This window comes from Paenibacillus germinis (assembly GCF_013141785.1).
Lineage (GTDB): Bacteria > Bacillota > Bacilli > Paenibacillales > NBRC-103111 > Paenibacillus_E > Paenibacillus_E phytorum.
Genome location: NZ_WHOC01000175.1, coordinates 1 through 23,977, shown reverse-complemented (window position 1 = coordinate 23,977; position 23,977 = coordinate 1). Strand labels below are relative to the sequence as shown.

The following is a 23,977-nucleotide window of genomic DNA, read 5'->3' as shown; positions in this document are numbered from 1 at the left end:
TGAAGGGAGGGAGTTAAAATTGACCGAAAACAGCGATGCCACTACCTATCAGTCACAACCTGCAAAGATGCCGTGGATTCCCTTGACTCCGATCGAGAAAATGGCTGAAACCGATTATGACGTGCTTATTGTCGGCAGCGGCGCAGGAGGCGGGGCAGCTCTCTGGAGATTAATCGAACAATCGAAAAATAAGGGCATGCGGATCGGGATGATCGAGGCCGGGGATCTTTTGCTGCCGACCCATGCTCATAATTTGCCTACTTTCGATCAAACGCGGTTTACTCAATTTATTGATAGTCCTCACTATGCGGAACAAATCGGGAACTTATGGCCGGATTATCCGGGGGCGAGAATATTTAGAGCTTTAGGCGGAAGAACCCTTCACTGGTATTTAATGTGTCCCCGCTTGCTGCCCGAAGAAATCAAATCTTGGCCGATTTCCTATCAAGAACTGGTTCCCTATTACCTTACGGCTGAACAAATCATGAATGTAACCGATGCATACGCAAAGGGATCCGCACTTCAGGAAAAACTTCTCCATCGCCTTCGCTTCGGCGGATTTCCGGATGCCACTGACCTTCCTATGGCTGTTGACCTTGATGTTACCCGATACGGTCAGCTCCATTCGAATGTCTTTTTTAGTTCCATAATATTTATGGCTTACGCTCTCAATATGAAGCCCTTTGATCTGGCTGTAAATACGCGGGCTGTACAGGTTCTGACCGAGAAAGGAAGAGCCGCAGGCGTGAAGGTGGTTACTTCCGACGGTAAAACCTCTACCATCAGAGCTAAGACGGTAATCCTTTCCGCCAGTACCTTTGAAACACCTCGTATTCTACTGAACTCCCATATTCCCGGGGAAGCCATTGGCAGATATTTGGTGAACCAACCCACAGTCATTGCGGCAGCAAAAATAAACCGCAATCAATTTCCCGAAGTGTTGGGAAATGCGGCTATCATGGTTCCAAGTGCGGCAGATCGGAAATATATGTTTTTCACTTTAGGGACGGATCCTTTGGATTATTGGTGGTACCATTATAAAGAAAGAAAACTTCTTGATGAACTACGACTTGGATTTTTCGGCTTGGCAACTCTCGAACCGCGATTCGAAAACCATGTCAGCCTCGACCCGATCAGACGCGATTCATTCGGAGTGCCTTTATTAAAGGTGCAATTTTCGTATAGTTCTCAGGATAAAACCGTTATCCGCGAGCTGACGGCTTCAATTCGAAGGGCAGCTGCAGCAATGGGTTTGGATTTTTACGAAAACCCTAGTCTCTTACCTCCCGGTCTTGACAATCATGAGGCGGGAACGTGCCGAATGGGGAATGATCCCGCCACCTCAGCAACAAACCAGTATGGGCAAATCCACGGCGTACCTGGTCTCTATGCGGCTGATAACAGCGTATTGCTGCTTACCGGAGCAGCTAACCCGACATTGACAACCGTTGCATTGGCAATTCGCACAGCGGATTATATCCTTTCACAGTATCATGAATGAGCAGCCTCTTGGTACAACGATGTCCTAACTTGACTCTTGCTTTCGCCGACTCTTAAACGCTGTTACAATCGTCAGCAAAAGAATGGGAACAACGCCAGTCACCGTTATTAATAAAGGCCAAACGGTCCCAACATGTTCCATGAATTCGAAATCGTTCCTGAACATTGTTAGCGAGAGCAGCAGCGCCACAAACGTTATCGGAAAAATCAGGATCCGTTCATCCTGTAACCGGAATAATTGGGATAACCCCAAATTGATCGCGAACAGCACAATGCTTGCTTTCATATAAGAGCCGACGATCAAAGCCAAGCCAATCACAGATTCGACCCGTTCAATAACTTCCGCGAGTTCAATCATACGCGCAAGAGTAAATAAGGAAAACTTAATATTCGCGGCCAGCGGCCCTAGCGCCATGATCGTGCATACAATGACTAAGGTTAGCGAAATCCCGCTGATGAGAAGCACGACGAACATAAATTTACCCAAAGGCTCTTGGTCCGGTCTAGCAAACGGAAGAACCATCGAAAACAGGATCATTTCTGCGTAAGGAAATCCCCAAGCGATATATGCACCGTGCAGAACCGGTTTGAAACCATCCGGTAATAAGGGCATAAGCAGCTCTACGTTGTAATTAGGAATCATTAAAAGCATAACTACCGCGCTGAACATAAAAATCGTGATAACCAGCAAAGTGAACATCCTCGCCATGACCTCAATACCCGATCGCACGGTCATAGCCGCAGTGAAAAGTACCAATATGTGAAAAACATAGGTGGGCGTTTCCCTCATCATCGTGCTCTTGAAAAATCCGCCGATGTCTCCCACAATATCAGCCAGCATGTCGAAGAATATCAATAAGAAAGGAACAGCGATTATAACGGTCATCACCCTTCCGAGGGCCTGTCGACTGTACTGGATGAGCGTTAGATCAGGATATTTCCGATGCAGATAAAGGATACAGAACAACAAAAGCATCCCGAGTCCATTAGCCATCCACAGCGACATCCATGCGGCGTTTTTCGCAGCCCCCGTCAAAGGTGCCGGTATATTGACAATCGCCGAACCGGTTAGAAAGGAGAGAAATAGCGTCGCCATTTGCCGCGAACTGACCGAAATCCGCTTATTCATCATTACCGTACACCTCACATTAACCGTTAAGATGGAAGTTTGACCGACTCCACAATGCGTTTTGCCGGTTCTTTCAAAAAGAAATGAAACCATTCGTCCAGATTCGGCCAGCGCAGTTCTAGCGCATAGATAAGACTGGGATACAGAGCGGCGATCATCAACATACCATACACGAGCCGCTCCCTGCTGCTTGTATTCTTCAGTTTCAGGAAGTCATAAGCAAAAATGGCGATGTATATCACAATCAACATCATTATTTTCTGGACCAAGCTTATCTCCCCATTCGTCCGCATTGCAAGGCAGTACTATTTGGCTACCGGTATACCAAGGTTCGCACCCGTATTAATTACGCTCACCTCAACCTCAAAGGTAAATGGAATACTGGCAAACCGCTCTTCCCAATTCGGCTTCCAACGTTTCCATTGTGCAGGATCTTGGCGGTATACGCGATTTCCAATTCCAATCACATCCAATTTTTGTTCTTGGAAATAAGCTACGGTACTTTTTAAATCCCGCTCGATTAACTTTTTGACTCTTTCATTATACTTCGCTACATCTTCCGGGGTTATCAGGGTCGTACAGACGAGTTCACCGGAATAGCCTTTTATTTTGGTCGATACATGGACGGCAGCCGAATCTCCCTTGATCTTCACGTCCAGTTTCGTCTTGGCCGACTCCACTTCAATGGCTTCCACTTTCTTCATTTTCTTTTTGCTCTCCCCCGGACAAGCCAATTGGATAATGCCGAATCTATATTTGTCCATCAGTATCAGCAGGCTTTCGATTTTTTTGGATGAAATCGTAGAAATCAATTTCCCCTTCTTCATTAGTGCCAGTCCGGTAACAGGAGAGGTGGCCGGCTTATTCTTTGGGTCAAAGTAGAGGTAAGGTATTGCGGCGACGCCCGTTTCACCTTTCAGTTCCATCATCAGATCCAAAAAGGAGGTTTTTAAGGATTTGCCTGTATATTCGTAAGCCATTCTTTCCGACTCCCGCAACTGCTGACCCATGGTCGATTCAATAAACGGCTTGCCTTTTTTCAAATAAAGGTCGGCCCTATCTTTACCAATCATGACGCTGACTGTCGACCGCGGTTCGTGATCCCGTGCAAAAAAATCAACGATTTCTCCGATATTCCGTTTTTTGGCAATCTCTTCCCCAATGATCAGGACCCGCATATGGCTCCACTGTGCTTTTCGGCCGAAATGGATGGTCATATCGCGGATTGCTTCAAACACGGTAATGTCTTTTGTTTTTATATTGATCAAGCTTTGACCGGATGGTCCTCCGGCTTGCCCTTTGCCTACTGAGGTCGGCTTATAGAATTGGATTGTCAGATCTATGTTTTTACCGTCCTCCGCAAGATCAATCGCAATTCCCTGAACAAAGGCGTATGTGTCCAACTCCATTCTATTCCAGCATCCTGTTAAGAGGGTAAGGAGCACAAAAGTTAAAGCTGCGAAGCCGAACGTTCTCACCGTTCAACCTTCTTTCTTGGTTTCTGCATACCTATTATGCTGATGTCGGTTTCGCGGCGAGCGAAACAGGGATTTCAAGGGCGCTCGGACAAACACATCTCGCAATTGCCGTGGGCGAAGAGGTCCCAAAGGAGCCAGATAGGGCTGACCCAACGAGCGCAAGCTCGTCATATGCAGCAGAATCCACAGGAACCCGATCATGAGCCCGAACCCGCCCAATGAAGCGCAAAGGAACATCAACGGAAGACGTAGGATCCGGACGGCAACGGTGAGATTAAATTGCGGGAGCGAGAATTTGGCGATCCCGGTAAGGGCTACTACGACGACCATGATCGGGGAAGCGATGCCTGCGTTGATGGCCGCTTCGCCGATAACCAGCGCCCCCACGATACTCACGGCAGAGCCGACGGGACGCGGCAGACGAATCCCCGCTTCGACCAGGATTTCGAAGAAGAAGGTCATGAGCAGCGCCTCCATAAAGGCTGGAAAGGGAATTCCTTCGCGCGTGTTGAGAATCGCAAGCAACAGCACGGTTGGAATCAACTCGGGACTAAAGGTGGTCAACGCGATATAGATGCTAGGAAGCGCTATGGTCAAGATAAAAGCGACCAACCTTAGCATCCGGATGACGGACGAAAAAACCGTTCTATGGTAATAATCTTCGGGAGACTGCAGAAACTCCAGAAAAAGACCGGGACAAATAAGGATCGACGGGCTGCCTGAGACCATCACAATAATCTTCCCGTCCAAGAGAGCGGCAGCAGCAACATCTGGACGTTCCGTAACCCGGAATTGTGGAAACGGCGAATACACCGATTCTTCAAGCAGTTCTTCGATATAGGAGGTTTCCAGTATGTCTTGTTCTTTGGCAGGCGCAATCCGCTCTTGAAACACCGCCAGCGTTTCCGGGTTCACGTTCCCTTCGATATAACCGTAAGCGACTTCGGAATTCGATTTCCCTCCGGCATTGAAGAGTTCTAATTTAAAATCGGCGGTTTTCAACCGTATCCGGATCAGCCCGATATTTTTTTTCAGATTTTCTACCGTGCTCTCGTGCGGACCTCGCACCACAGACTCCGTTAAGCTTTCCGTCACTTGTCTCTCTTGAAGCGTTACCGCTCTGAAGCTCAGCGCCTTGTCCCACTGATCGAAAAAGACAATGACGTTTCCTTCTAAAATATCATGAACCGCTTTGTCCATATCTCCGATCGTATGCGCTGTTTCAGATGAAGCCCCATGCTTCTCGAAAAAGTTGCTCACATCCTCGGGTGTGATATCTGTGGCTGGTCCTATTTGATAGCTAACCAGATCCTGCATGGCGGTTTTAAAAAAATTTTCCTTTTTGTCCTGAACCAATGTTATACAATAAATGGCCATCGCCTCATATTGGAGATTGGGCCCATAATGCCACGGTATGAAAATCATGTCCTTACAGTCTGCGAAAATTTGTTCCAAATGCTTTCTGCTTTCAATCAGACTCGATGGAATCGGTTCATGCGCTTTCAGTGATTCCTGCTTAGCTGCATCCTGTGATATTTCCTTAGTGAATGAACGGGTTGAGTGATGTCTCCTGAATAATTTGATCAAATTCATTCAGACTCCCCTCCCTTATTTCAATTGTATTCGGCTTATATTTTCCCATAATATGTATTGTTATACACGAACAAGGATTATGTATCGATCTATACATCCTCGTTGTCCACTTTTGCTAACTTGCTGTTTGTTTCGTCTTTCGGATTATCCCTAACTAGCGGCAAGCTGCTTCCAATATTGGTCCCTGAACATTCTAGCGGATATTCTATGATCGGACAACGAGGAGAGAGAGAGTCTGATGAAAACTTTACATGAATGGTTATCGTTGCAGACGGATGCGAATGCTTCCATGACAGCTAAGAGATTATTGACTGTAATTAAAGAAAGACGAATATCGGTGGAGGAGCAGTTTGTTCTCATCGAATCTTCCTTCCACTTTGTGATGAAACTGGATCAGGATGATAAACGTTTCAAATCAGCCAGGAACCAGATAATCGAAGCCTGGACCCTCTTTTGCAATCAAGCTGATGATCAATTGATGTGGTATTACGATAGCATGCTGAGTATGTTTGAGTTTGCTCTTATAAATAATACGTATGCTGCGGGCAATGTCTTGCATCTTTCCAACGCATTTGTTGAAACGGAAATCGCTGATAATCGCAAAGCCTTAAGAAGCAATCATACACGGGTATTAAAGTTGATTGATGCCTATATCGAACAAGCTGTGCGTAAGGAAGGTACAGATAACGAACATTGGGGGGGGGGAATTGCCGCTGATCTGACCCACCTCTATTTTTATCATACCCATTACGAAGGCGATGATGATTTACGGCAAGCTGTCTCGATGTTCATTCCTAAGCTAATTACGACTTGTTATGTTAGCTGCAATAATATTACAGGAGCACTTCTTAAACATCACCCTCATTTTGGGAGTGAAGCAGCGAATCTAATTCATTATTTCGTCACGCTAACTGCACCTAGTAACGAGGATGATTACGGATCATTCTTCTATGATATTGCCTACGATTTTCTAGGGGACAGCGACTTCTCTTTGCTAAAGCAAAAAAGAACGATAACAATCTTGCCCTATCTCGAGTCTTATTTGATCCAATGGACGGATGTACAATTTGATTTTTTTACGCAAAATTTTGTTTTTTATTCTTTGCAGGAAAATGGAATAAAGTTAGTGGCCAAATCGAAAGATCGACAGAAGGTACTGCAATTGCTTATAGTTACAAATCGTTCAACACCAATGTATGATAAAATTGTGCAGCTATTCGATGACGCGTTAGCACTAAAGTCCAAAACGACAAAGAAACAGTCCTCTTCTACCAAGTCATCCACAGAGGGGATTTCATTCAAAGATTTTAATTTTAAATTAGTCGTTATCGAAGAGTTGATGTACAGACAAAATATCCTTGAGCCTGCTTTTGATCTATACGCATTTGTTGCCGATTATTTTGAAAGAGATATCAATATCGAGGATGAAGGATATGAGATCATTCCTGAAGCCCAAACGTATTTCGAAGAGCTTGTCCTGACTTCGGACCATCTGGCGCATGTAAAAGAGCTGATTTTTGACGGAGGATTACAGATCTATACACAAATCGTCCCCTTTTGGGCTGGCGAAGACGAACTATTTGATGTTCACTCGTTGGAAGATGCCTCTCATTTGCCAAATCTAACGACTCTCTCTGTTATGAGCATGCTTATGGCAGATACTTCAGAACTGGAACAGAGAGGTATAGTCATTGAATAATTTTGATTCCATCTCGTGATCCATCCCAGGCATCACTGATATATCGGTTTCTTCACTATTCATCTGTTGGAGGCGCCTTCAGTTTGCTAGATTATTTCTGCCTGCGTTTCCTTTACAGTAGTAATAACCTTCATTGATTACCTCCATAAAGTACTTTCAGTTCCTCTTCCTTCATCGTAAAAGAATGTTTTTCTTCCTTATCGGTACGGGCTATGTTTTATTTTACTCAATTGCAGACGTTCGGATTTTTTTTGTTAATGGAACATTCACTTTTTGGTAAAAAACTTGACCCTTACGTTACGTAACGGTGTATAGTCAATATACCGGTAAACAGCTAGCGCCCGAGAAAGGGGATGATCATGCAAAGAGAGTGGAAAGTCGGAGAACTTGCGAAATTAGCGGGACTAACGATCCGCACTTTACGATTTTACGATCAAATCGGTTTGTTTTCGCCATCCGGTCATTCTAATTCCGGATACAGGCTCTATACGGAAACGGACATTTCGCGTCTGCAGCAAATTCTGTCCTTGAAGGAGTTAGGGCTGTCTCTGGAGCAAATTAAAGCCGTTATGGCTGGTGATCAGCTCAGCCTGTTAGACACTGTATCCCTTCAAATAGCCCGGCTGAAAGAAAACATTCGTATGCAACAGAAGCTTTTGCACGAGCTCGAGAATGTATCAAGCCGGATGCACAGAAACGAACCGTTGACAGTTGAAAATTTCACTAAGATCATGCGGACAATGAGGATGAATCATGAGAAGTACTTTGACGAGAGGAAGTCGAGCTGGAATCTCCACCTCGACCAACTCGGCGCATATTTAGACGAACATCCGGGAGAACCCGGCCAAGGAGGATTCGACCATGAATGAACCATCTGCCAAACATTCCACTTTCGTCATCGAAAAGAACTATAAGCATTCGACTGCCCGAGTATTCGCCGCTTGGGCGGGCCAGGCCGCCAAAGCCGCCTGGTTCCCGAAAGCCAACGAGTTCGATTTCCGCGTAGGAGGACGAGAGTACAACCGTGGAGGTCCGCCGGGAGGCCCGGTCTTCACTTTCGACGCCTGCTATCAGGAGATCGTTCCGGACAGACGCATTGTCTACTCGTACACGCTGGACATGGAAGAAACGCGATTATCCGTCTCCGTGACGACGGTGGAGTTCAAACCAGAGGGCAGCGGCACACGGTTGGTCTACACAGAGCAGGGTGTTTTTCTGGACGGCCATGATACGCCCGAACAGCGGGAACACGGAACGAAACTATTCTTGGACAAGCTCGGCGACGTTCTGGACGGCCAATGAAAGTTGCGGAGGATGGAGATGGACATGAACCAAAACAACGAAACAAACAAAATCGCAACGCAAGTAGGTGAACGCGAGATTGTGATCACCCGCATATTTGATACTCCATGCGATTCTGTGTTTGATGCTTGGACGAAAGAGGAGCACCTGTCGAAGTGGTGGGGACCTCGAGGTTTTACGACGACTTTTCAGAAGTTTGATATGAAACCGGGCGGTACATGGCAGTTTATCATGCACGGTCCTGATGGCGTTGATTATCCCAACACCAACGTCTTTGTCGAGGTCGTTAAACCCGAGCGAATCGTCATCAAACATGCTGTGTTTCCCCATTTTCTGGCGACAGCAATCTTTGAGGATCTGGATGGTAAGACCAAACTCACTTATAGCACAGTATTTGAAGAAAATGCCGCTGTATTCGATAAGGTGAAAACATATGCCGTCCCAGGTGCCGAACAGACCATGGATCGTCTTGAGGAGCATCTGGCAAGTATGTCTTAAAAGTAAGAGGCCAGCCTCGTATTGATGTTCCCGGTAGCAGCTCGCTATTTATTTCGCGAGGATGAAATCGTATCGTGTTGAGGGTTCCGTAAAACCTGGCAAAATGCCAGGTTTTACAACCCAAGGACGGCGTCCATGTTAACTAAAAGCCCCACAAAAAAAAGAATTTGTGCCCCTTTATCGTTTCCCGTATCGCCCATACTAAGAAAGCTTCCGGACTCGCGGTTGCTTTCAACTATTATTCGCCGTTAGTTCAATAATGAGTTATTAAATCAATTAATCTTCATTTCCAATTCTTTACCCATTTCTCCGGAACGTTCAGCCGCCTTAACAATGGCTTTAGTAATGGTCTCCTTTAAGCTGAACTGCTCCAAAAGATCGATGGCCACTTGGGTAGTCCCATTGGGAGAGATAGTGTTACTTCTTAATTCAGCAGGATGCTCAGAGGTAATCCGCACCATCTCGGCAGCGCCAAGAATAGTTTGGACGACAAGTCTAAGTGAAGCATCAGAATCAAAACCAAGCTTGCCAGCTCCAGCAATCATCGCTTCCATTAAGTAATAGGCATAAGCCGGTCCGCTGCCGAAGACACCCGTAGCTGCGTTTTGGAGCTCTTCGTTTATAACTTCCGTAATTCCAACAGCTCCAAATAGTTTTTCGGCTACAAGACGCTGTTCATCGGATACAGCGTTTGAATAGCTAATGGCGGTTACACCCAATCCAATTGTTGCAGATGTATTAGGCATTGTTCGAACGATTGGCATAGACATTCCGATTAAACGACTCATCGTCTCGATAGATAAGCCCGCAATGACAGAAATGATAAGCTGCCTAGGATTAAAGAGATGTTTCATACTCTCGATAGTATCTACAGAATCCGTTGGTTTTACTGCTAATAAAACCACGTCCGCATTTTTCAACAACTCATCATGATCCAACCCCTGCTCAATCGTTTGAATTCCGTAGCGTCCGTGCAACTCGCGTAAACGAACCATATTTTTGCGGTTTAGCATGGAAATCTGTTGAGGTTTCGTCAAATTTTTAGTAATAAGTCCTCGGACTAATGCCTCCGCCATTGAACCTGCTCCACAGAAACAAATGTTCAATTTTGAAATCGTTGTTACTTGTCCCGATTCTGATTTGAAAGTCATCATAGTTCCTCCATTTACATCTACAATAAAAATTGAATCATAAACATATAGACTAGAGTACCGCTTGCAATTGACAAAAACATATTTCTCTTCCATATGTGGAGCAAAGCAACTAACACTATAGAAAGCAGTTCAGGTAATCCGTGGCTACCAGTTACAAATTTGATGTCTTTGATACTATAGACAACCAGCAGCCCTATAGCTGCTGAAGGCAGTACTTTACCGAGATATTGTACATAACTTGGTGTGGGTCGGCCTGAAGGGAAAATAATAAATGGAAGAAATCTTGTCATCATGGTTCCCAAAACAACCATACCAATCGTAATAAGTCGCTCTATTAGAGTCATTGACATGTCCGTTCCCCTACTTTCATTAACTGCATCCTCAACAAGGTAAGTACTAAGAGAATGATGATCATGGAAGGAACAATAAAGTTGCTACTGTTAAAAAGGAATAGGCATAAAAGCGATACACCTACACCCAATAACGCGCTGAAATGTGTTGACTCCTTCTTCCACTGTTCAATAAAGATGACAACAAATAAAGCTGTCATTACAAACTCAAGCCCTTCCATATTTAGCTGCACAAATGATCCAAAAAAACCGCCAATTGTAGCTCCAAGCACCCAATAGCTATGATTAAGAACAGTGACGAAGAACATATACCATCCTTTGTTCACCTCTCGCGGTATATTCGCTGTGTAATTAATAGAGAATGATTCATCACATAGACCAAAAATCAGATAAAGCTTTTTTATTCCGGTCCCCCTGTATTTTTCAAGCATCGATATCCCATAAAAAAGATGACGCGCGTTTACCATTAATGTGAGAATTAGTGCACCTAATGGATTAAAAGTACCAAGCAACAGATTGACAGCAACAAATTCCATTGAACCGGCAAAAATAAGCAAGCTCATTAGGAAGGAATACCCTACACTGAAACCTGATACGTTCATGAAGATGCCATAAGCAATCCCCAGGAATAAAAATCCAGTCAATATGGGGATAGTAGATGGAAAGGCAGCGCGAAATGCCGATTGAAGTTCTTTTTTGTTAATCATAGTTAGCTTGCATCTCCTCGGAACGATTTACTTATCCATGTCATTTTAGCAATGCAAATCCGTACAATCAACGGTATAATTGTATGGATTACAATTTTGTGAGGTATAGCATGCCGATAAACTCCTTCACTGATTACCCTATGTCGTGGAAACCCGACAGAGACGCATTGAAACGTCCACTCTATCTTTCGCTCGCCTTATTACTGGAATATGACATTACTAACGGATTTTTAGCTCCCGGAACAAAACTTCCACCACAAAGGGAGTTGGCCGATTTTTTAGATGTTAATTTTACGACCATTACACGTGCTTACAAAGTATGCGAACTTAAAGGCTTAATTTATGCTGTTACCGGGAGCGGTACATTTGTTTCACCCAACGCGGCACGCTCCATCACAATTTCAAAAGATAAAATATCAAGTGAATGTATTGATCTTGGATTTGTTGCATCATTTGAACAAACAAACCCAATTGTAGCCGTGGCTGCAAAAAGAGTCATGGAGAAAAGTTATTTAGAACAGCTTTTTGATTATAATGACCCTACAGGAAAACCACATCACAAAATAGCAGGACTAAATTGGATGAGTGCTTTTGGCATCCAAGCGGACATAGAAAATATGGCCATTGTTTCTGGAGCACAGAATGCTTTGGCAATTACGTTGTTAGCTCTGTTTGAACCAGGAAACCGGATCGCAGTCGATATTTATACATACGCAAATTTTATTGAGATTTCGAAAATGTTTCGTATTAAGTTAGTTCCGATTCCCGGTGACGAGTACGGAATGCTGCCTAATGAGCTTGAAAATCAGTGCCTTCAATTGGATGTACATGGCGTTTTTTTGATGCCTTCTTGTTCAAATCCCACTTCTGTAATGATTCCAGAAAACCGCAAAAAAGAATTAGCAGCTATTATACGAAAGCATAATTTGATTTTAATTGAAGATGATATTCATGCTTTTCTGACAGCTGGTATTATAGAGAATTATGGTCAGCCTATGTTTCAGCTTCTCCCAGAACAAACTGTCTATATCTGCAGTACCTCCAAGTCAATCTGTTCAGGGCTCCGAGTGGCTTATATTGTGTTTTGCGATGCTTTTAAAGAAAAGATTATCAAGGCAATTTTTAATATTAATGTTAAGACATCTTCATTGGATGCTGAAATAATAACCGAACTTATTTTATCAGGAAAAGCAAATGCAATTGTTGAGGAAAAAAGACAGCTAGCTCAATCTGCAAACCATTTATTTACAGAGTTTTTCCCACGGCCTCTCCACACTGGCCATCCACTAAGCTTCTATAGATGGATTCCGATATCGGACAATGTAAATGCATCACGAATGGAGAGTTACTTTCTGAACAAAGGAATTCGTGTTTTTCACTCTGATCGCTTTTTAAGTGGGGCCAGTACAAAGGACAATTTTTTGAGAATAGCACTTGCGTCTACAAATTCTATGGAGGAATTACAAAGAGGATTAAAGATTTTGAAAGAAAATCTAGGTAAAAATACTGACGTTTAAACACGGCCAGAGAACTCGATCATTTCGATACAACCGCGCTAAACGTTTCAAGCTGTAATCGGGTCGCTTTGTTCTCAATAGCTAAGTCAAATGCATACTGCATCAGCTTCCGACCTACACCCTTATTTCTATGTAATGGCGATGCATATAACGCATCTATTCGAAGTACGGGATACCCTTTGGATATTGAAAAGCTCCATGAAAGTACAATAAATCCCACGTACATAGGTACAAGGGACTCATTCAAAGATAGAATATCTATATTCATACACAACGCCCTCCGTACAAAAATTTCATTCCTCAATTATATTCACTAATTTCAATATTCTGCCCATTAAGGGAGTAAAGGCTGCCATTCACGTGGCAGCCTTTACGAATGTCTATTGAGCTCTCGTTCTTCGTTAGTGCAACAATTTGCACAATGGCTTGTTACATAAATAGTTGCCAGCGATGTGCTCTCCCGCAGTAGTTAGTTGCACTGCACAATCCCTAGTTCAAATAAATGATACAGCTTTCTTAATATACTCGTAGAGCTCGCCATCAATTCCATGTTGTACTGCGTCTTCTGGATTCTCACTGTAATACTGTTCTGCCGATTGTATAAACTCAGCATCTGCAGGAGCAAAGGAGTCTACTTCTTGCTTCCAACGTTCCGCTAAAGAAGCGACTTCAGAATCATCCGGAAGTTTGCCCATATTTTTATATTTACGGAATTCAGCAATGAGTCGCTGCCCTTCTGCATAACTTTTCTCCAGCTCATTCTCGCCTAATGATTTGAACAGATTTTTTATTTCTTCTGCTTGCCCCGGCTTAAAATGCGGGCTCTGAATGATCCTCATCATTTGCATTGCCATCATAAACCGCTCGCTTGATACCGATTGCCCTGAATCTAACAGTTCAAATATATCATGCAAACGAACACGTAACTCTACCAGTATGCTTATTTGCTCGTTTAATCGGGAAAGCTGCATCTTCAGCATATCTGTCAGATTATAATCAGGGTTATTAATCATTACTTTGACTTCCTCTAGAGCAAATCCCAGCTGCTTAAGCGATATAATTTGATGCAACCTAGTAACATCAGCATCTGTATATAGGCGGTGCCCGGATTCGGTAACCCGGGATGGTGAGAACAATCCGATCTGATCATAATGATGCAGGCTTCGTACGGTTAGACCTGTTCGTTTTGCGATTTCTCCTATCTTCCAACTCCGCTTCTCCATACAGATTCCTCCAATAACTTTAACTGCGTTGTATCCCATGTACGCATTATTCTTAATAAAAAAAACGCCTTGAACCTGACGTAACGTCAGGATTTATACTATAAAGTACCCTAGTAAAAACATTAACATAAGAAATCATGGAGAGGATTTTGATTCAATTGGATAATTACTTAATTAAAACATTAGCCTATAATAAACAAGCCCGCATCCTATTTGTGGAAAATACTGATTTGATCAGAGCTGTTTGCAATCATGATCATATGAATAAACTCCTTAAAACCGCACTTGGCAAAACCGTATCCATTGCAAGTATGCTCACAGGAATTCTAAAGGGCACTCAACGGATAAGTCTAAAAGTAAAAACTAGCAATCATAATTATAAAATCTTTGCAGATGTCGATTCTAAGGGAAACGTACGCGGTTATATTAGTGATGAATTATTAAACGCGCCTTCAGACTATTTGAACAATTTATCGATCGAACAGTTGATAGGTGCTAGAGGATGTATTCAGGTCACGACCGATATAGGAATGAACAACGTATTTACAGGGATCACAGATATGCCATACGGAAATATTGTTGATGATATGTCACATTATTTTAAACAAAGCGAACAGACTCCTTCATGGTTTTCAGTACACATAGTTTTCAATGAAAAAAATGAGATTGTGTTAAGCAGGGGAGTCATGGCCCAACTGCTTCCGGGCGCTCCGGTTCGTCTTATTCATAGAATAAGAAACGTAATATCAGATCATCAATCGTACTTGGTAGATCCAGAGAACAGCAAGACATTTAAAGGACTTCCTTACTCGATATTTGATGACATCGACATTGTAGGCATTGAGCCCGTACGTTTGTTTTGTGGATGCTCTAAAGAGATCCTTTATCCCATGTTATATGCCTTGGACAAGGAAGAACTGGCGAATGCCTATGAAAATAACAGTCTATTGGAGATTGTGTGCAATGTATGTGGAAAAAAACATACCTTTGATTCAAGTGAGATTGAGAGCCTTATTTAAACAAAGGTCAGCATTTAAGTGAACGCAGCCTGCGCTCCCCAACAGATTTATCTCCTCTTAATGACAGAGATTTCTAGGATAATCTGTGATTTTTTCTCAACGGATGCATTATTCCACTAAACTGCCCTTTAGCAGAATAGGCTGCCGGATTTATTGGCGGCAGCCCATCTGTGTTGTTTGTTAATTATCGATCTGTTAGTTTAATGTTTAGAGTCGCTTGTTTTATAAACGTACCATACTGCTTTCACCTGAAAATAGTGCTAATTCTTTTGTAACTGTTTCTTTCATCTTAGTCGCACAGTTCTCACTACAAAGTGCAAAGATCCCATCCTGTCCATTTCTTTTTGCTTCTGAATCATCGGCCACAACTATTAAAGGAACACTTGTTTTTCTAGTTTCTAAATATAATGAAATTATTCTTCCATCTTTCTCGTCAAAATCAACTCCTGAAGCAAACTTGACATTTAGACCGTAACAGGGCTTATCTTCTTTGATTTTCTTCATACACCATGAGCATCTTAGCATCACTAATGCCTCCTAATTCTTTAAAGACTTTTCATCCTTTTATTACTATCGTTCTCCGTTAGTTCAACAATTTTGTGTTGAGCATAGTATTGTATCCCGTTACCGAACAACAATGACCTGAGACGATTTGCCATGTCCCGATACGATTCTGCCAAACACGAGTGTACCAAAACTCGCCTTCAAATGGAGTCCCGAAAATACCGCTTAGATTGACTCTAGTAATGGTTACGGCTACCCTATCCACAAGTCTAATTCTTTGATCCAAAATATCAATTCCAGTCATTTTCAAGTTTCCTGAACGATGGGATTCAATATCCATTTCTTTTGATAAAACTTGTCCTAAATGATTTACAAAGATAAGATCGTCAGAAATCAGTTCATCTAAAAGTTCCACATCACTGGATAGCATTGCTGTCCGAAGTCGTTCTTCACAAGCAATGATAAAGGTTTCATCCACAAAAATACCTCCTTTTGGGTCTTCTCTCCAACTTATGTATTGCTCTAAATTTGTTACGTTTGTTCGTACCTATATAGATCAACATACCATAAATTTGGTTATTTTTGGAACGTAATACAAAAAATCCATAGCTTCTACCATAACCCAGATTCTGATACTGTTTATCAATCATAAAGCGCATTATGCAATAATTGTTATTAGCGAATTTCGGAAGCTCTTAACCAGTAATGCCATAAACAACATAACAAAACCTACCGGCTGCTCATCCGCGTAAATGGCAAACGGTAATGGGTGTCCCCCATTTGTTGCAAGGACATAACAAGAAGCGACGCTAGACAGATTAGACGCTACGAAGCGGCGTTGTTCTTCTGAAACTTCCAAGTTAAATATGGAGACTTTGATACGGAAGTTACGCAAATCTCCCGTTACTTCAAGGAACGAAAAAAGGAGCCGCGGCTAAGCGAGCTCCTTAATGGAATTTCAATGCATCGAATTCATCGTCGCATGCTTAACGATGACGCGGCGGATGAAGAACGCCACGGCTAGCCCAATGAGTGTAACAATCATCGCGAACATGAACACGTTCTGGGAACCGAACATCATGGCTTTAGCCATCTCGACCGGTTCACTCGGCAACGGAGAGCTGATCAAATATTTCTCCATGCCACTCGTAAGGATGCTGATTGCGATTGCCGTGCCGATCGCACCTGCGACCTGTTGCAGCGTATTCATGACTGCCGTTCCATGTGGATAAAGTTCCGGCGGCAGTTGGTTAAGCCCGTTCGTCTGCGCCGGCATCCATACCATGGAGATACCAATCATAAGACCAATATGCAAGGTCACGATAAAGGCTACAGAAGATGCAACTGATATACTGGAAAAAAACCATAACATCACCGCTACGATGACAAGGCCGGGGATTACGAGCCACTTAGGCCCATACTTATCGAACAAGCGTCCCATACGTGGCGACAAGATACCATTCAAAGCACTGCCCGGCAGCAGCATGAGCCCAGTAGCGAACGCGGATAGTTTCATCCCGTTCTGCAGATACATCGGCAAAATAATCATACTTGATAAGATGATCATCATACACGACAGCACAAGAAGCAGCCCCACGATAAACATAGGGTACTTGAAGACGCGCAAGTTCATCATCGGCTCACGCATTAACATCTGGCGCAGCGTGAACAATACAAGCGCGATAAGGCCGATTACGATCGATGAGAGCACGATCACGCTAGTCCAGCCTCCCTCCCCTTCGCCCGCCTTACTGAAACCAAAGACTACGCCGCCGAAGCCTATTGATGACAAAATAATGGATAATGGATCAATGCGCGGTCTCGTGACCTCGGTGACGTTTTCCAGGTATTTTAATCCTATCAACAGCCCTATGACCAAAAATGGAAGAGACAACCAGAAAATGTAGTGCCATGATAAATATTCGATTAAAAGACCCGCCACAGTAGGGCCAGTCGCCGGTGCAAACATGATGACTAGACCAACGAAGCCCATCGCTGCCCCGCGCTTCTCCGGAGGGTAAACTACGAGAATCGTATTAAACATGAGCGGAATCAATAAACCCATGCCGGCTGCCTGCAGAACGCGAGCGACCATCAGCATTTCGAAATTGAGCGCAAGCGCAGCAATCAATGTCCCAACGATCGAGCTTACAAGCGAAACAATGAAAAGCTGCCTAGTTGTCATCCATTGTAGCAGTAAACCTGTCATCGGCATCAGAATACCGAGAGTCAGCAAAAAACCTGTCGTTAACCACTGTGCAGTCGCAGCCGAAATCTGGAACACGTCCATTAAATTACTAATTGCTATGTTGAGCGCCGTCTCGCTGAACATGCCAACGAAGCCGCAAATGAGCAGAGACGCCATTATAGCCCGTGTATTATATTGCTTCATATGATTTTCACTTCCCTCTCCTGAAAACTATTTTGAATAGTTCTCTATCTATTCGGTTCCGCTATAAAATACAACAGAGTGTGCACTTATACAAGTCCAAAAACAAATTAAACAATTTTCTACCTTTCAGTCTCTCAAATACTATGACATTTGCAAACTCAAATTCTATGACAATATATCCTCTTCAAACCTGTGACAAATTATTGTGATGTTTCATAAATAAAGGAAGTCATCCAACGTGAGATCGTACCAAATACTACTATAATTCGGAATTCCCCTCATTCTGAAAAGAAGAAAGAGCCTCTCCCGATTCACATGGAGAAGCCCTTTCTGCATACCTTTTATATAGTATTCCTAAGTTGCATTAACGGGTCTCGGAGTTACAATGAATTCCGGTTCTTCTTCTGCCTGACTTACACGTTTAATGAAGAAGGAAAGCAGCAAGCCAACAACTCCGATGCCAATAATAACAAGATAAGAATCATTAATTCCCTGAATAGACGCCTCTTTTATAAGTTCTTTGGAAGCATTCGCCGTTCCATTTGCCGTCATCAGGTCTACGAGATGAGATTTGGTTCTGGTCGTCATAACCGTGACTAGCAATGCTGTACCTACGCCGCCTGCCACTTGCTTGATGGTATTGGAAATAGCGGTACCATGCGCATTCAGTCTTGAAGGTAATTGATTGAGGCCCGCCGTGGTGATTGGCATTAAGAAAAGCGCCATACCGAAGCGTCGTCCTGTGGACATGAGGACTAAATAAGTATAACTTGTTGAATCCGTCAAATTGATGAATCCAAGTGTGGTTACAATGGTAATTGCCATACCGATAATGGACAACCATTTCGCTCCGAACTTATCGAACAGTTTTCCAGCCACTGGCATCATGAACCCCATTAGGAGTGCACCTGGGAGCATAAGTATTCCGGACTCCAACGGAGTATATCCACGAGCATTCTGCAAATACAAGGGAAGCAACATCATATCGGCATACATGACCATCGTAACCGCAATGTTGATTAACGTTGTCAGGGTAAACATGTTGTGTTTGAAAGCCCTAAGATCTAGAAGTGGGCTTTCGATAACCAGTTGTCGCCATGTAAACAATATTAAGGCCACTACACCTACAATAATAGACAGGACAACCTCCGTACTTGACCATCCCTTGCCACCAGCACTACTGAAGCCGTAAAGAAGGAAACCGAATCCGATTGTTGAGAGAACCGCACCCCACGTATCAATTTTGGGATAGGAACGTTCGGAGACATTTTTCAGATATACAAAAGCAATCGCAATAACGATGACAGCAAATGGAATGATGCCATAGAAAAGAGTACGCCAAGAATAATGCTCCAAAATATAGCCAGCTATAGCAGGACCGACAGCAGGGGCAAAAATGATAGACAACCCAACCATTCCCATAGCAGCTCCGCGCTTGTCAGGCGGATAAATTGTCAGGATGACATTCATAAGAAGCGGCATTAAAATCCCAGCCCCGGCTGCTTGAATCAGACGGCCAGCCAACAAAACTTCAAAGCCAGGCGCCACAGCTGAAACAATGGTACCAATGAGGAAAATAATCATGGATGCTTGAAACAGCTCACGCGTCGTAAATCGTTGCATGAGGAACGCTGTTATCGGAATTAAAACGCCGTTAACCAACATATAGCCAGTGGTCAGCCATTGGCCTGTCGAAGCGGCAATATCAAATTCGACCATAAGCTCCGGTAAAGCAACACTCATAATCGTCTGATTCAGAACGGCAATGAATGCCCCCAGAATCATAACAAATAAAAGTGGACCTTTCTTAATAGAACTACTATCAAATGCTGCAATTTTACTCATTTCATTTATTCCTTTCAAATTCAATTTCAAACTAATTTACAAAGTGTTGCATAATAAACTCAATGTAAATAGTATTATAGTCATCTATCCTTATGTTCACAAGCAACAGATTTTTTGTAAATGTTTATTAGATGACAATTTCAAAAGATTTGTCGTCTATCTATAACATAATCCACAAATCTTGCAGAATTTGTCGTATCGAGATATTAACGGTACCTGACAAACTAAATTAAACAAGGAGCAGCTGTCTTAGACAAACTGCTCCTTGTTTCGTATAGAATATCGACATTACTTTTTATTTGGGTATTGAGACAGCAGTAAAAAAAATTGTTTGGTCAGAAAATGCGGCGTATACGGCATGTCGTTTCGAAGCCAGGAAATAATCGTTCCGATTAAGGCTGAAGAAGCGTACCATATCGCAATGTCCTTCTGAATACCTGCTACAGTAAAGAAGGGGTCGCTCCCAAATTTCTCTACCCTTTCGGTAATCAATCCCGTCAGTAGTTTTAATAGACGGTCCGTAAAGATCGGAGTTCGTTTCGTCGCGAGAACGACTTTATAAAATTTTGCATGTTCGGCAATATACTCGAGCAAATTGAGCATAATCGGCCAACCCTTTTCTTCTGGGCAGATCTGTGTCGCCGGCGAATTATTGAAAATCTGCTTGATGTCCTCGACCATATCATCCGCCATCTTTTCAAGCAAATCCGGAATGTCTCGATAGTGCAGATAGAAAGTAACGCGATTGATGGTGGCACGCTCGGCGATGCGATTTACTGATATTTTTTCGATATCTATCTCCTGAATTAATTCAACAAAGGCATCTCGAATCAATTGGCGCGTGCGAAGTATGCGGGGATCTGTGCGAGGTTTTGTATTCCCCATCATATCCTCTTCCTTTCCTTATTATATAGTAAGCTACAATTTCCGGGTTTACGTAGAACATCTTCAAGTTAAACTACAAAAAAACGAATTACTTGTATAGTACTCTTCCTTCAATAAGCGTCGCTTGTAAACCCAATAATTTTGAATATAATCTAAATTATACATCGTTAATTATACAACAAATTGTAAATTAAAGCTCAGCACCACGGAGTATGAGATTTCCGGCTTTGACCTGTTGGAGAAGGCAAACGAAGCGAAGCTTCATCTCACCGGGCTGCTGTATGAGGACTTGTACAAGGATGAAAAGGCGATTGTTGAAACCGGGGACGAATCACCTCTTAATCCAATTCAAGGCCGGGGAACGTATCCTGTTACAGCGAGATTGGCAAGTCACCGCGCCGGGAAATTAAGCCCCTCCATACAAAAAAGGCTGCTCGTTGATGAAACGAACCAGCCTTTTTTCGGTTTCGACCACATGTAGTTACCAGATAACCCTAGTGAAGAACCAGCATGCTTCATAATAAAGAGGTGTTATCGGGGCTAATAAGCATCACAGTACCGATCTCGGGTTTGAGCAATGCAACCCGTCTCAGAGTACTCCGGACCGTTTCCATTTGAAGAATTAACTCGTTCATGGACATTTTCTTACTATCTCTTAGCCTTGTGATAAAATCTTTGTCTACCAATACTGATTTGGTTATTTTGTCGTATTCTTGCATAAGTTGATCCAAGGAATTCTCAATTTGGGAGGTGTATAGAGTCGCAAACTCTTGGGAAGAATCCTCGAGCCCCGCAACGGATTGGGTGTAGATATATGTACTCACAACAAGAACTGGAATCACGCAACCTAATAAATACCCCCCATCAGCTTACTCTGGAGCTTCATATTTCTTATCGATGAGATTATTCTTCTTATCCAGTTGTTCTGCTTCATATGCGGCACTTCCTCGGCTATATGGTCATGATGAGGTGGTTACCACGGCACATCCCTACCTCCTTTGAGATAATCTTCCGGCACGTCGAACAGTTCGAATTTGTGTCGACTAAAGAAAAATGACTCCGGTTTTCCGAAGTCAATTAGGCGTCATGATATCCATGGATATCATGGATCATCGCTGTTGTAAGTATCATAATACGTATTTTAGTAATGTAAGAAGTCTTATAAACTCTCCAGTAATAGGATATGTCTCTTTAGTTTACTTGCTCTGCATAGCAAGCCAATCCATCAGAGATACTTCCTTCCCCTCCACCACGACCGGCTTCCCGTCATAATCCAGGTGACAGTCATCGTTCAGGGCATATATCCAGGAGAAATGCCCTATATAGTTAAACGGCTCTCCCTTTTCATCCGCAAACAAGCCATGGATGTCCACAACCTTATCAAAGAACGAGAAATGCACATTCTTCGCACCGGCCTTAATTAAGCGCTTATAAGTCGGTATTACAGTTTCCTCCGGTTTTACAATCAAATCATCCTTGGAATGGGTAAACCAAATCGCCGCATGCTTAATCGCCTCGATATCAGCATCACTGATGACGTCATTGAAAAGCGCTTCGCAAACAGGATATGCAGCAGCGAAGAAATCCGGATAATCCAGCACCATACGCATGGTCATAAATCCCCCATTGGAGCAGCCGCCGATATAGATCCGGTTAGTGTCGATTGCCGCATCATTCCTGGTAATGAACTCATCAATCAGAGCCTTCAAGGCCTCCCCATACTTGGACTTACCTGTCCTGCCGTACTGTCCGCTGCCGTCGTTCATCCAGAAGGTCGGTGTCTGCGGTACCAACATGTAAGCTCCGCCAAACTTGGCTTGGATTGCATCGCTGGCCAGATTCACCACCTTGTTGCCCGTATAAGCGATGGTCGGATCCTGTCCGCCCTCTCCAGCTCCGTGCAACCAGATGATGAGTGGCCGCCTGCCGTTTCCAGTCTGCGGCACGAAGTAGCCATATTTTAGCGGCTCCTCTTCATAGGAGGAAATGCCGTGCAGGAACTTCTCCGCCTGTTTCATGGTATTGCCTGCACACAGGTCGAATACCAATCCCGTCAGCCTCTCTTCCTCCGCCGGAATTTCCGCAATCTGAGTAATCCGATAATCGCTGAAGATAAACTCGTTGAAGTCGTTCGGACAGGCAATTGCAGCGGATAAGGAATCGAGCGGTCCATACTTCATTTCCAGTGTCACGAATTCCCCTTCCTCTCTCCGTACACCATGGTGGCAGGAAGGATAAGCAGCTTCCACCACGCAGTAGCCCTTGCTTAACTCCTTTTCCGTCTTCTCTAACCAGTTCCTCGAAAGCTTCAGGATCTCACCCTTCTTGTCCTTCCGCTCGACATATACACTAAAGCATTCCGGCTTCACCTCTTTCGCCTTCACGTTCACCGATATGGGCGGCACCAGTTTAGTAACGTAAGGACCATGATCCGTTATCTCGATAATTGCGTAGTAACTTCTTCCCATAGCAAAATCCTCCTTTTTCTCAGATGAAATGTTTGACTCCCGCCAGAAATTGTCTTGTGCGGAAACATAGCGGGTCCGGGATTCCAATCCGTACCCTTTCAAAGATGAGAGCGTGTGCATCAGACTAAGAGCGCCCGCTCTACAAGACCGGAGATCCAAAATCGTTCTATTCGACGACCTGGATTAGATAAGCCTCCTGCCGCTTCACCCCCTTGTTTTCATTCTACCGGAAACATATGGAGGCTCACATTCAATATGACGACCTTTTTTTTTCGTTTTTGCGACCATTTGATGTAACTATCAATGCAGTATCGCCCCCATGCCGAACATCGGGCCGACCGCTGCGCTATCAAAAAGACTGACATTTTCACGAATTTGAACCGTACATTTTGATCTGCCATGGATTCATTTTTCCATAAATTTGGTTTCTTAAAAAAAGAGGCAATCATCCCAGTAACCTTGCTGATTCATAAAAAATGACTAGGATCCTAGGGACCTTAGTCATTTATTGTTCCATTTTTTCATACCGAGTGAAGGATTACAATTTTAAAAACCACTCCCTCATTTAGTACCGGTATTGTGACTTTCAATCAAAACTTCAGAAAACTAATGAAAAGCAAAAAAAAGCCCGTAGCATCAAGGCACGAGCCTGCGACATTTATGTTCAAATTCAACGTACATTTTATCTTCAAATCAGCGACATTTTTAATTACA

At 43.4% G+C, this 23,977-nt stretch carries 23 protein-coding genes; 8 read left to right on the top strand and 15 right to left on the bottom strand.

The genetic code is table 11. From position 1 onward, the window contains the following. Positions 1 to 19 precede the first annotated feature (19 nt). A complete protein-coding gene (locus GC102_RS33665; protein ID WP_246321271.1) occupies positions 20 to 1,501 on the top strand; it encodes a GMC oxidoreductase in 1,482 nt (493 codons plus the stop codon). A 24-nt stretch (positions 1,502 to 1,525) separates the two neighbouring features. Here GC102_RS33665 and GC102_RS33660 read toward each other — a convergent pair whose 3' ends face one another. The 4 genes from GC102_RS33660 to GC102_RS33645 are packed head-to-tail and all read right to left on the bottom strand — an operon-like array spanning position 1,526 to position 5,700. Further along, on the bottom strand, positions 1,526 to 2,632 hold the full coding sequence (locus GC102_RS33660) for a GerAB/ArcD/ProY family transporter (RefSeq protein WP_246321270.1): 1,107 nt from the start codon (positions 2,630 to 2,632) through the stop codon (positions 1,526 to 1,528). A 23-nt stretch (positions 2,633 to 2,655) separates the two neighbouring features. Next, entirely contained in the window at positions 2,656 to 2,898 is a 243-nt protein-coding gene (locus GC102_RS33655; RefSeq protein ID WP_171693362.1) for a hypothetical protein, read from the bottom strand. Positions 2,899 to 2,934: 36 nt separating this feature from the next. Beyond that, a complete protein-coding gene (locus GC102_RS33650; RefSeq protein ID WP_312883459.1) occupies positions 2,935 to 4,074 on the bottom strand; it encodes a Ger(x)C family spore germination protein in 1,140 nt (379 codons plus the stop codon). Between the two features lie 36 nt (positions 4,075 to 4,110). After that, positions 4,111 to 5,700: a spore germination protein gene (locus tag GC102_RS33645; protein ID WP_171693360.1), complete on the bottom strand. Its 1,590-nt coding sequence runs from the start codon at positions 5,698 to 5,700 to the stop codon at positions 4,111 to 4,113. A 238-nt stretch (positions 5,701 to 5,938) separates the two neighbouring features. On the opposite strand from GC102_RS33645, the gene GC102_RS33640 reads away from it, so the two are divergent. The 4 genes from GC102_RS33640 (at position 5,939) to GC102_RS33625 (ending at position 9,199) form a co-directional block, all read left to right on the top strand. Then, the gene (locus GC102_RS33640; RefSeq protein ID WP_171693359.1) at positions 5,939 to 7,399 is read left to right on the top strand and encodes a DUF6892 domain-containing protein; all 1,461 of its coding nucleotides are present in this window, start codon (positions 5,939 to 5,941) and stop codon (positions 7,397 to 7,399) included. Positions 7,400 to 7,758: 359 nt separating this feature from the next. Next, a complete protein-coding gene (locus GC102_RS33635) occupies positions 7,759 to 8,268 on the top strand; it encodes a MerR family transcriptional regulator (protein ID WP_171643786.1) in 510 nt (169 codons plus the stop codon). Beyond that, positions 8,261 to 8,701, top strand: coding sequence for an SRPBCC family protein (locus tag GC102_RS33630; RefSeq protein WP_171693358.1), 441 nt, complete (start codon positions 8,261 to 8,263; stop codon positions 8,699 to 8,701). Before GC102_RS33635 ends, GC102_RS33630 begins: the two co-directional genes overlap by 8 nt. A 24-nt stretch (positions 8,702 to 8,725) precedes the next feature. Then, entirely contained in the window at positions 8,726 to 9,199 is a 474-nt protein-coding gene (locus GC102_RS33625) for an SRPBCC family protein (RefSeq protein ID WP_171693405.1), read from the top strand. 272 nt (positions 9,200 to 9,471) lie between these two features. On the opposite strand, the gene proC is transcribed toward GC102_RS33625, so the two are convergent. Genes proC through GC102_RS33610 form a run of 3 tightly spaced genes read right to left on the bottom strand, consistent with a single transcriptional unit; the run spans position 9,472 to position 11,410 of the window. Further along, positions 9,472 to 10,353: a pyrroline-5-carboxylate reductase gene (proC, locus tag GC102_RS33620; RefSeq protein ID WP_246321268.1), complete on the bottom strand. Its 882-nt coding sequence runs from the start codon at positions 10,351 to 10,353 to the stop codon at positions 9,472 to 9,474. Between the two features lie 17 nt (positions 10,354 to 10,370). Further along, a complete protein-coding gene (locus GC102_RS33615) occupies positions 10,371 to 10,703 on the bottom strand; it encodes a branched-chain amino acid transport AzlD family protein (RefSeq protein ID WP_171693357.1) in 333 nt (110 codons plus the stop codon). Next, the gene (locus tag GC102_RS33610) at positions 10,694 to 11,410 is read right to left on the bottom strand and encodes an AzlC family ABC transporter permease (RefSeq protein ID WP_171693356.1); all 717 of its coding nucleotides are present in this window, start codon (positions 11,408 to 11,410) and stop codon (positions 10,694 to 10,696) included. Before GC102_RS33610 ends, GC102_RS33615 begins: the two co-directional genes overlap by 10 nt. Before the next feature lie 110 nt (positions 11,411 to 11,520). Here GC102_RS33610 and GC102_RS33605 point away from each other — a divergent pair, with 110 nt between their 5' ends. Beyond that, positions 11,521 to 12,927 (top strand): aminotransferase-like domain-containing protein, encoded by a 1,407-nt coding sequence (locus GC102_RS33605; protein WP_171693355.1) that lies wholly within the window; start codon positions 11,521 to 11,523, stop codon positions 12,925 to 12,927. Positions 12,928 to 12,946: 19 nt separating this feature from the next. Here GC102_RS33605 and GC102_RS33600 read toward each other — a convergent pair whose 3' ends face one another. After that, positions 12,947 to 13,195, bottom strand: a complete 249-nt coding sequence (locus GC102_RS33600) for a GNAT family N-acetyltransferase (protein WP_171693354.1) — start codon at positions 13,193 to 13,195, stop codon at positions 12,947 to 12,949. 226 nt (positions 13,196 to 13,421) lie between these two features. Next, the gene (locus GC102_RS33595) at positions 13,422 to 14,150 is read right to left on the bottom strand and encodes a MerR family transcriptional regulator (protein ID WP_171693353.1); all 729 of its coding nucleotides are present in this window, start codon (positions 14,148 to 14,150) and stop codon (positions 13,422 to 13,424) included. Between the two features lie 149 nt (positions 14,151 to 14,299). Between GC102_RS33595 and GC102_RS33590 the strand changes: the two genes are divergently transcribed. Next, on the top strand, positions 14,300 to 15,169 hold the full coding sequence (locus tag GC102_RS33590; RefSeq protein WP_171693352.1) for an Hsp33 family molecular chaperone HslO: 870 nt from the start codon (positions 14,300 to 14,302) through the stop codon (positions 15,167 to 15,169). 222 nt (positions 15,170 to 15,391) lie between these two features. Here the strand turns inward: GC102_RS33590 and GC102_RS33585 are convergent, their stop codons facing one another. The 5 genes from GC102_RS33585 to GC102_RS33565 form a co-directional block, all read right to left on the bottom strand. After that, entirely contained in the window at positions 15,392 to 15,673 is a 282-nt protein-coding gene (locus tag GC102_RS33585; protein ID WP_246321267.1) for a hypothetical protein, read from the bottom strand. A gap of 79 nt (positions 15,674 to 15,752) precedes the next feature. After that, entirely contained in the window at positions 15,753 to 16,151 is a 399-nt protein-coding gene (locus GC102_RS33580; protein ID WP_171693350.1) for a nuclear transport factor 2 family protein, read from the bottom strand. A gap of 480 nt (positions 16,152 to 16,631) precedes the next feature. After that, positions 16,632 to 18,065, bottom strand: coding sequence for a DHA2 family efflux MFS transporter permease subunit (locus tag GC102_RS33575; RefSeq protein ID WP_171693349.1), 1,434 nt, complete (start codon positions 18,063 to 18,065; stop codon positions 16,632 to 16,634). A gap of 354 nt (positions 18,066 to 18,419) precedes the next feature. After that, a complete protein-coding gene (locus tag GC102_RS33570) occupies positions 18,420 to 19,910 on the bottom strand; it encodes a DHA2 family efflux MFS transporter permease subunit (protein ID WP_171693348.1) in 1,491 nt (496 codons plus the stop codon). Between the two features lie 288 nt (positions 19,911 to 20,198). After that, a complete protein-coding gene (locus GC102_RS33565) occupies positions 20,199 to 20,798 on the bottom strand; it encodes a TetR/AcrR family transcriptional regulator (RefSeq protein WP_376769429.1) in 600 nt (199 codons plus the stop codon). 232 nt (positions 20,799 to 21,030) lie between these two features. Between GC102_RS33565 and GC102_RS33560 the strand changes: the two genes are divergently transcribed. Further along, positions 21,031 to 21,276 (top strand): hypothetical protein, encoded by a 246-nt coding sequence (locus tag GC102_RS33560; protein ID WP_171693347.1) that lies wholly within the window; start codon positions 21,031 to 21,033, stop codon positions 21,274 to 21,276. A 715-nt stretch (positions 21,277 to 21,991) separates the two neighbouring features. On the opposite strand, the gene GC102_RS33555 is transcribed toward GC102_RS33560, so the two are convergent. Next, complete coding sequence (locus GC102_RS33555) at positions 21,992 to 23,263, bottom strand: prolyl oligopeptidase family serine peptidase (protein ID WP_171693346.1); 1,272 nt, start codon at positions 23,261 to 23,263, stop codon at positions 21,992 to 21,994. Positions 23,264 to 23,977 lie beyond the last annotated feature (714 nt).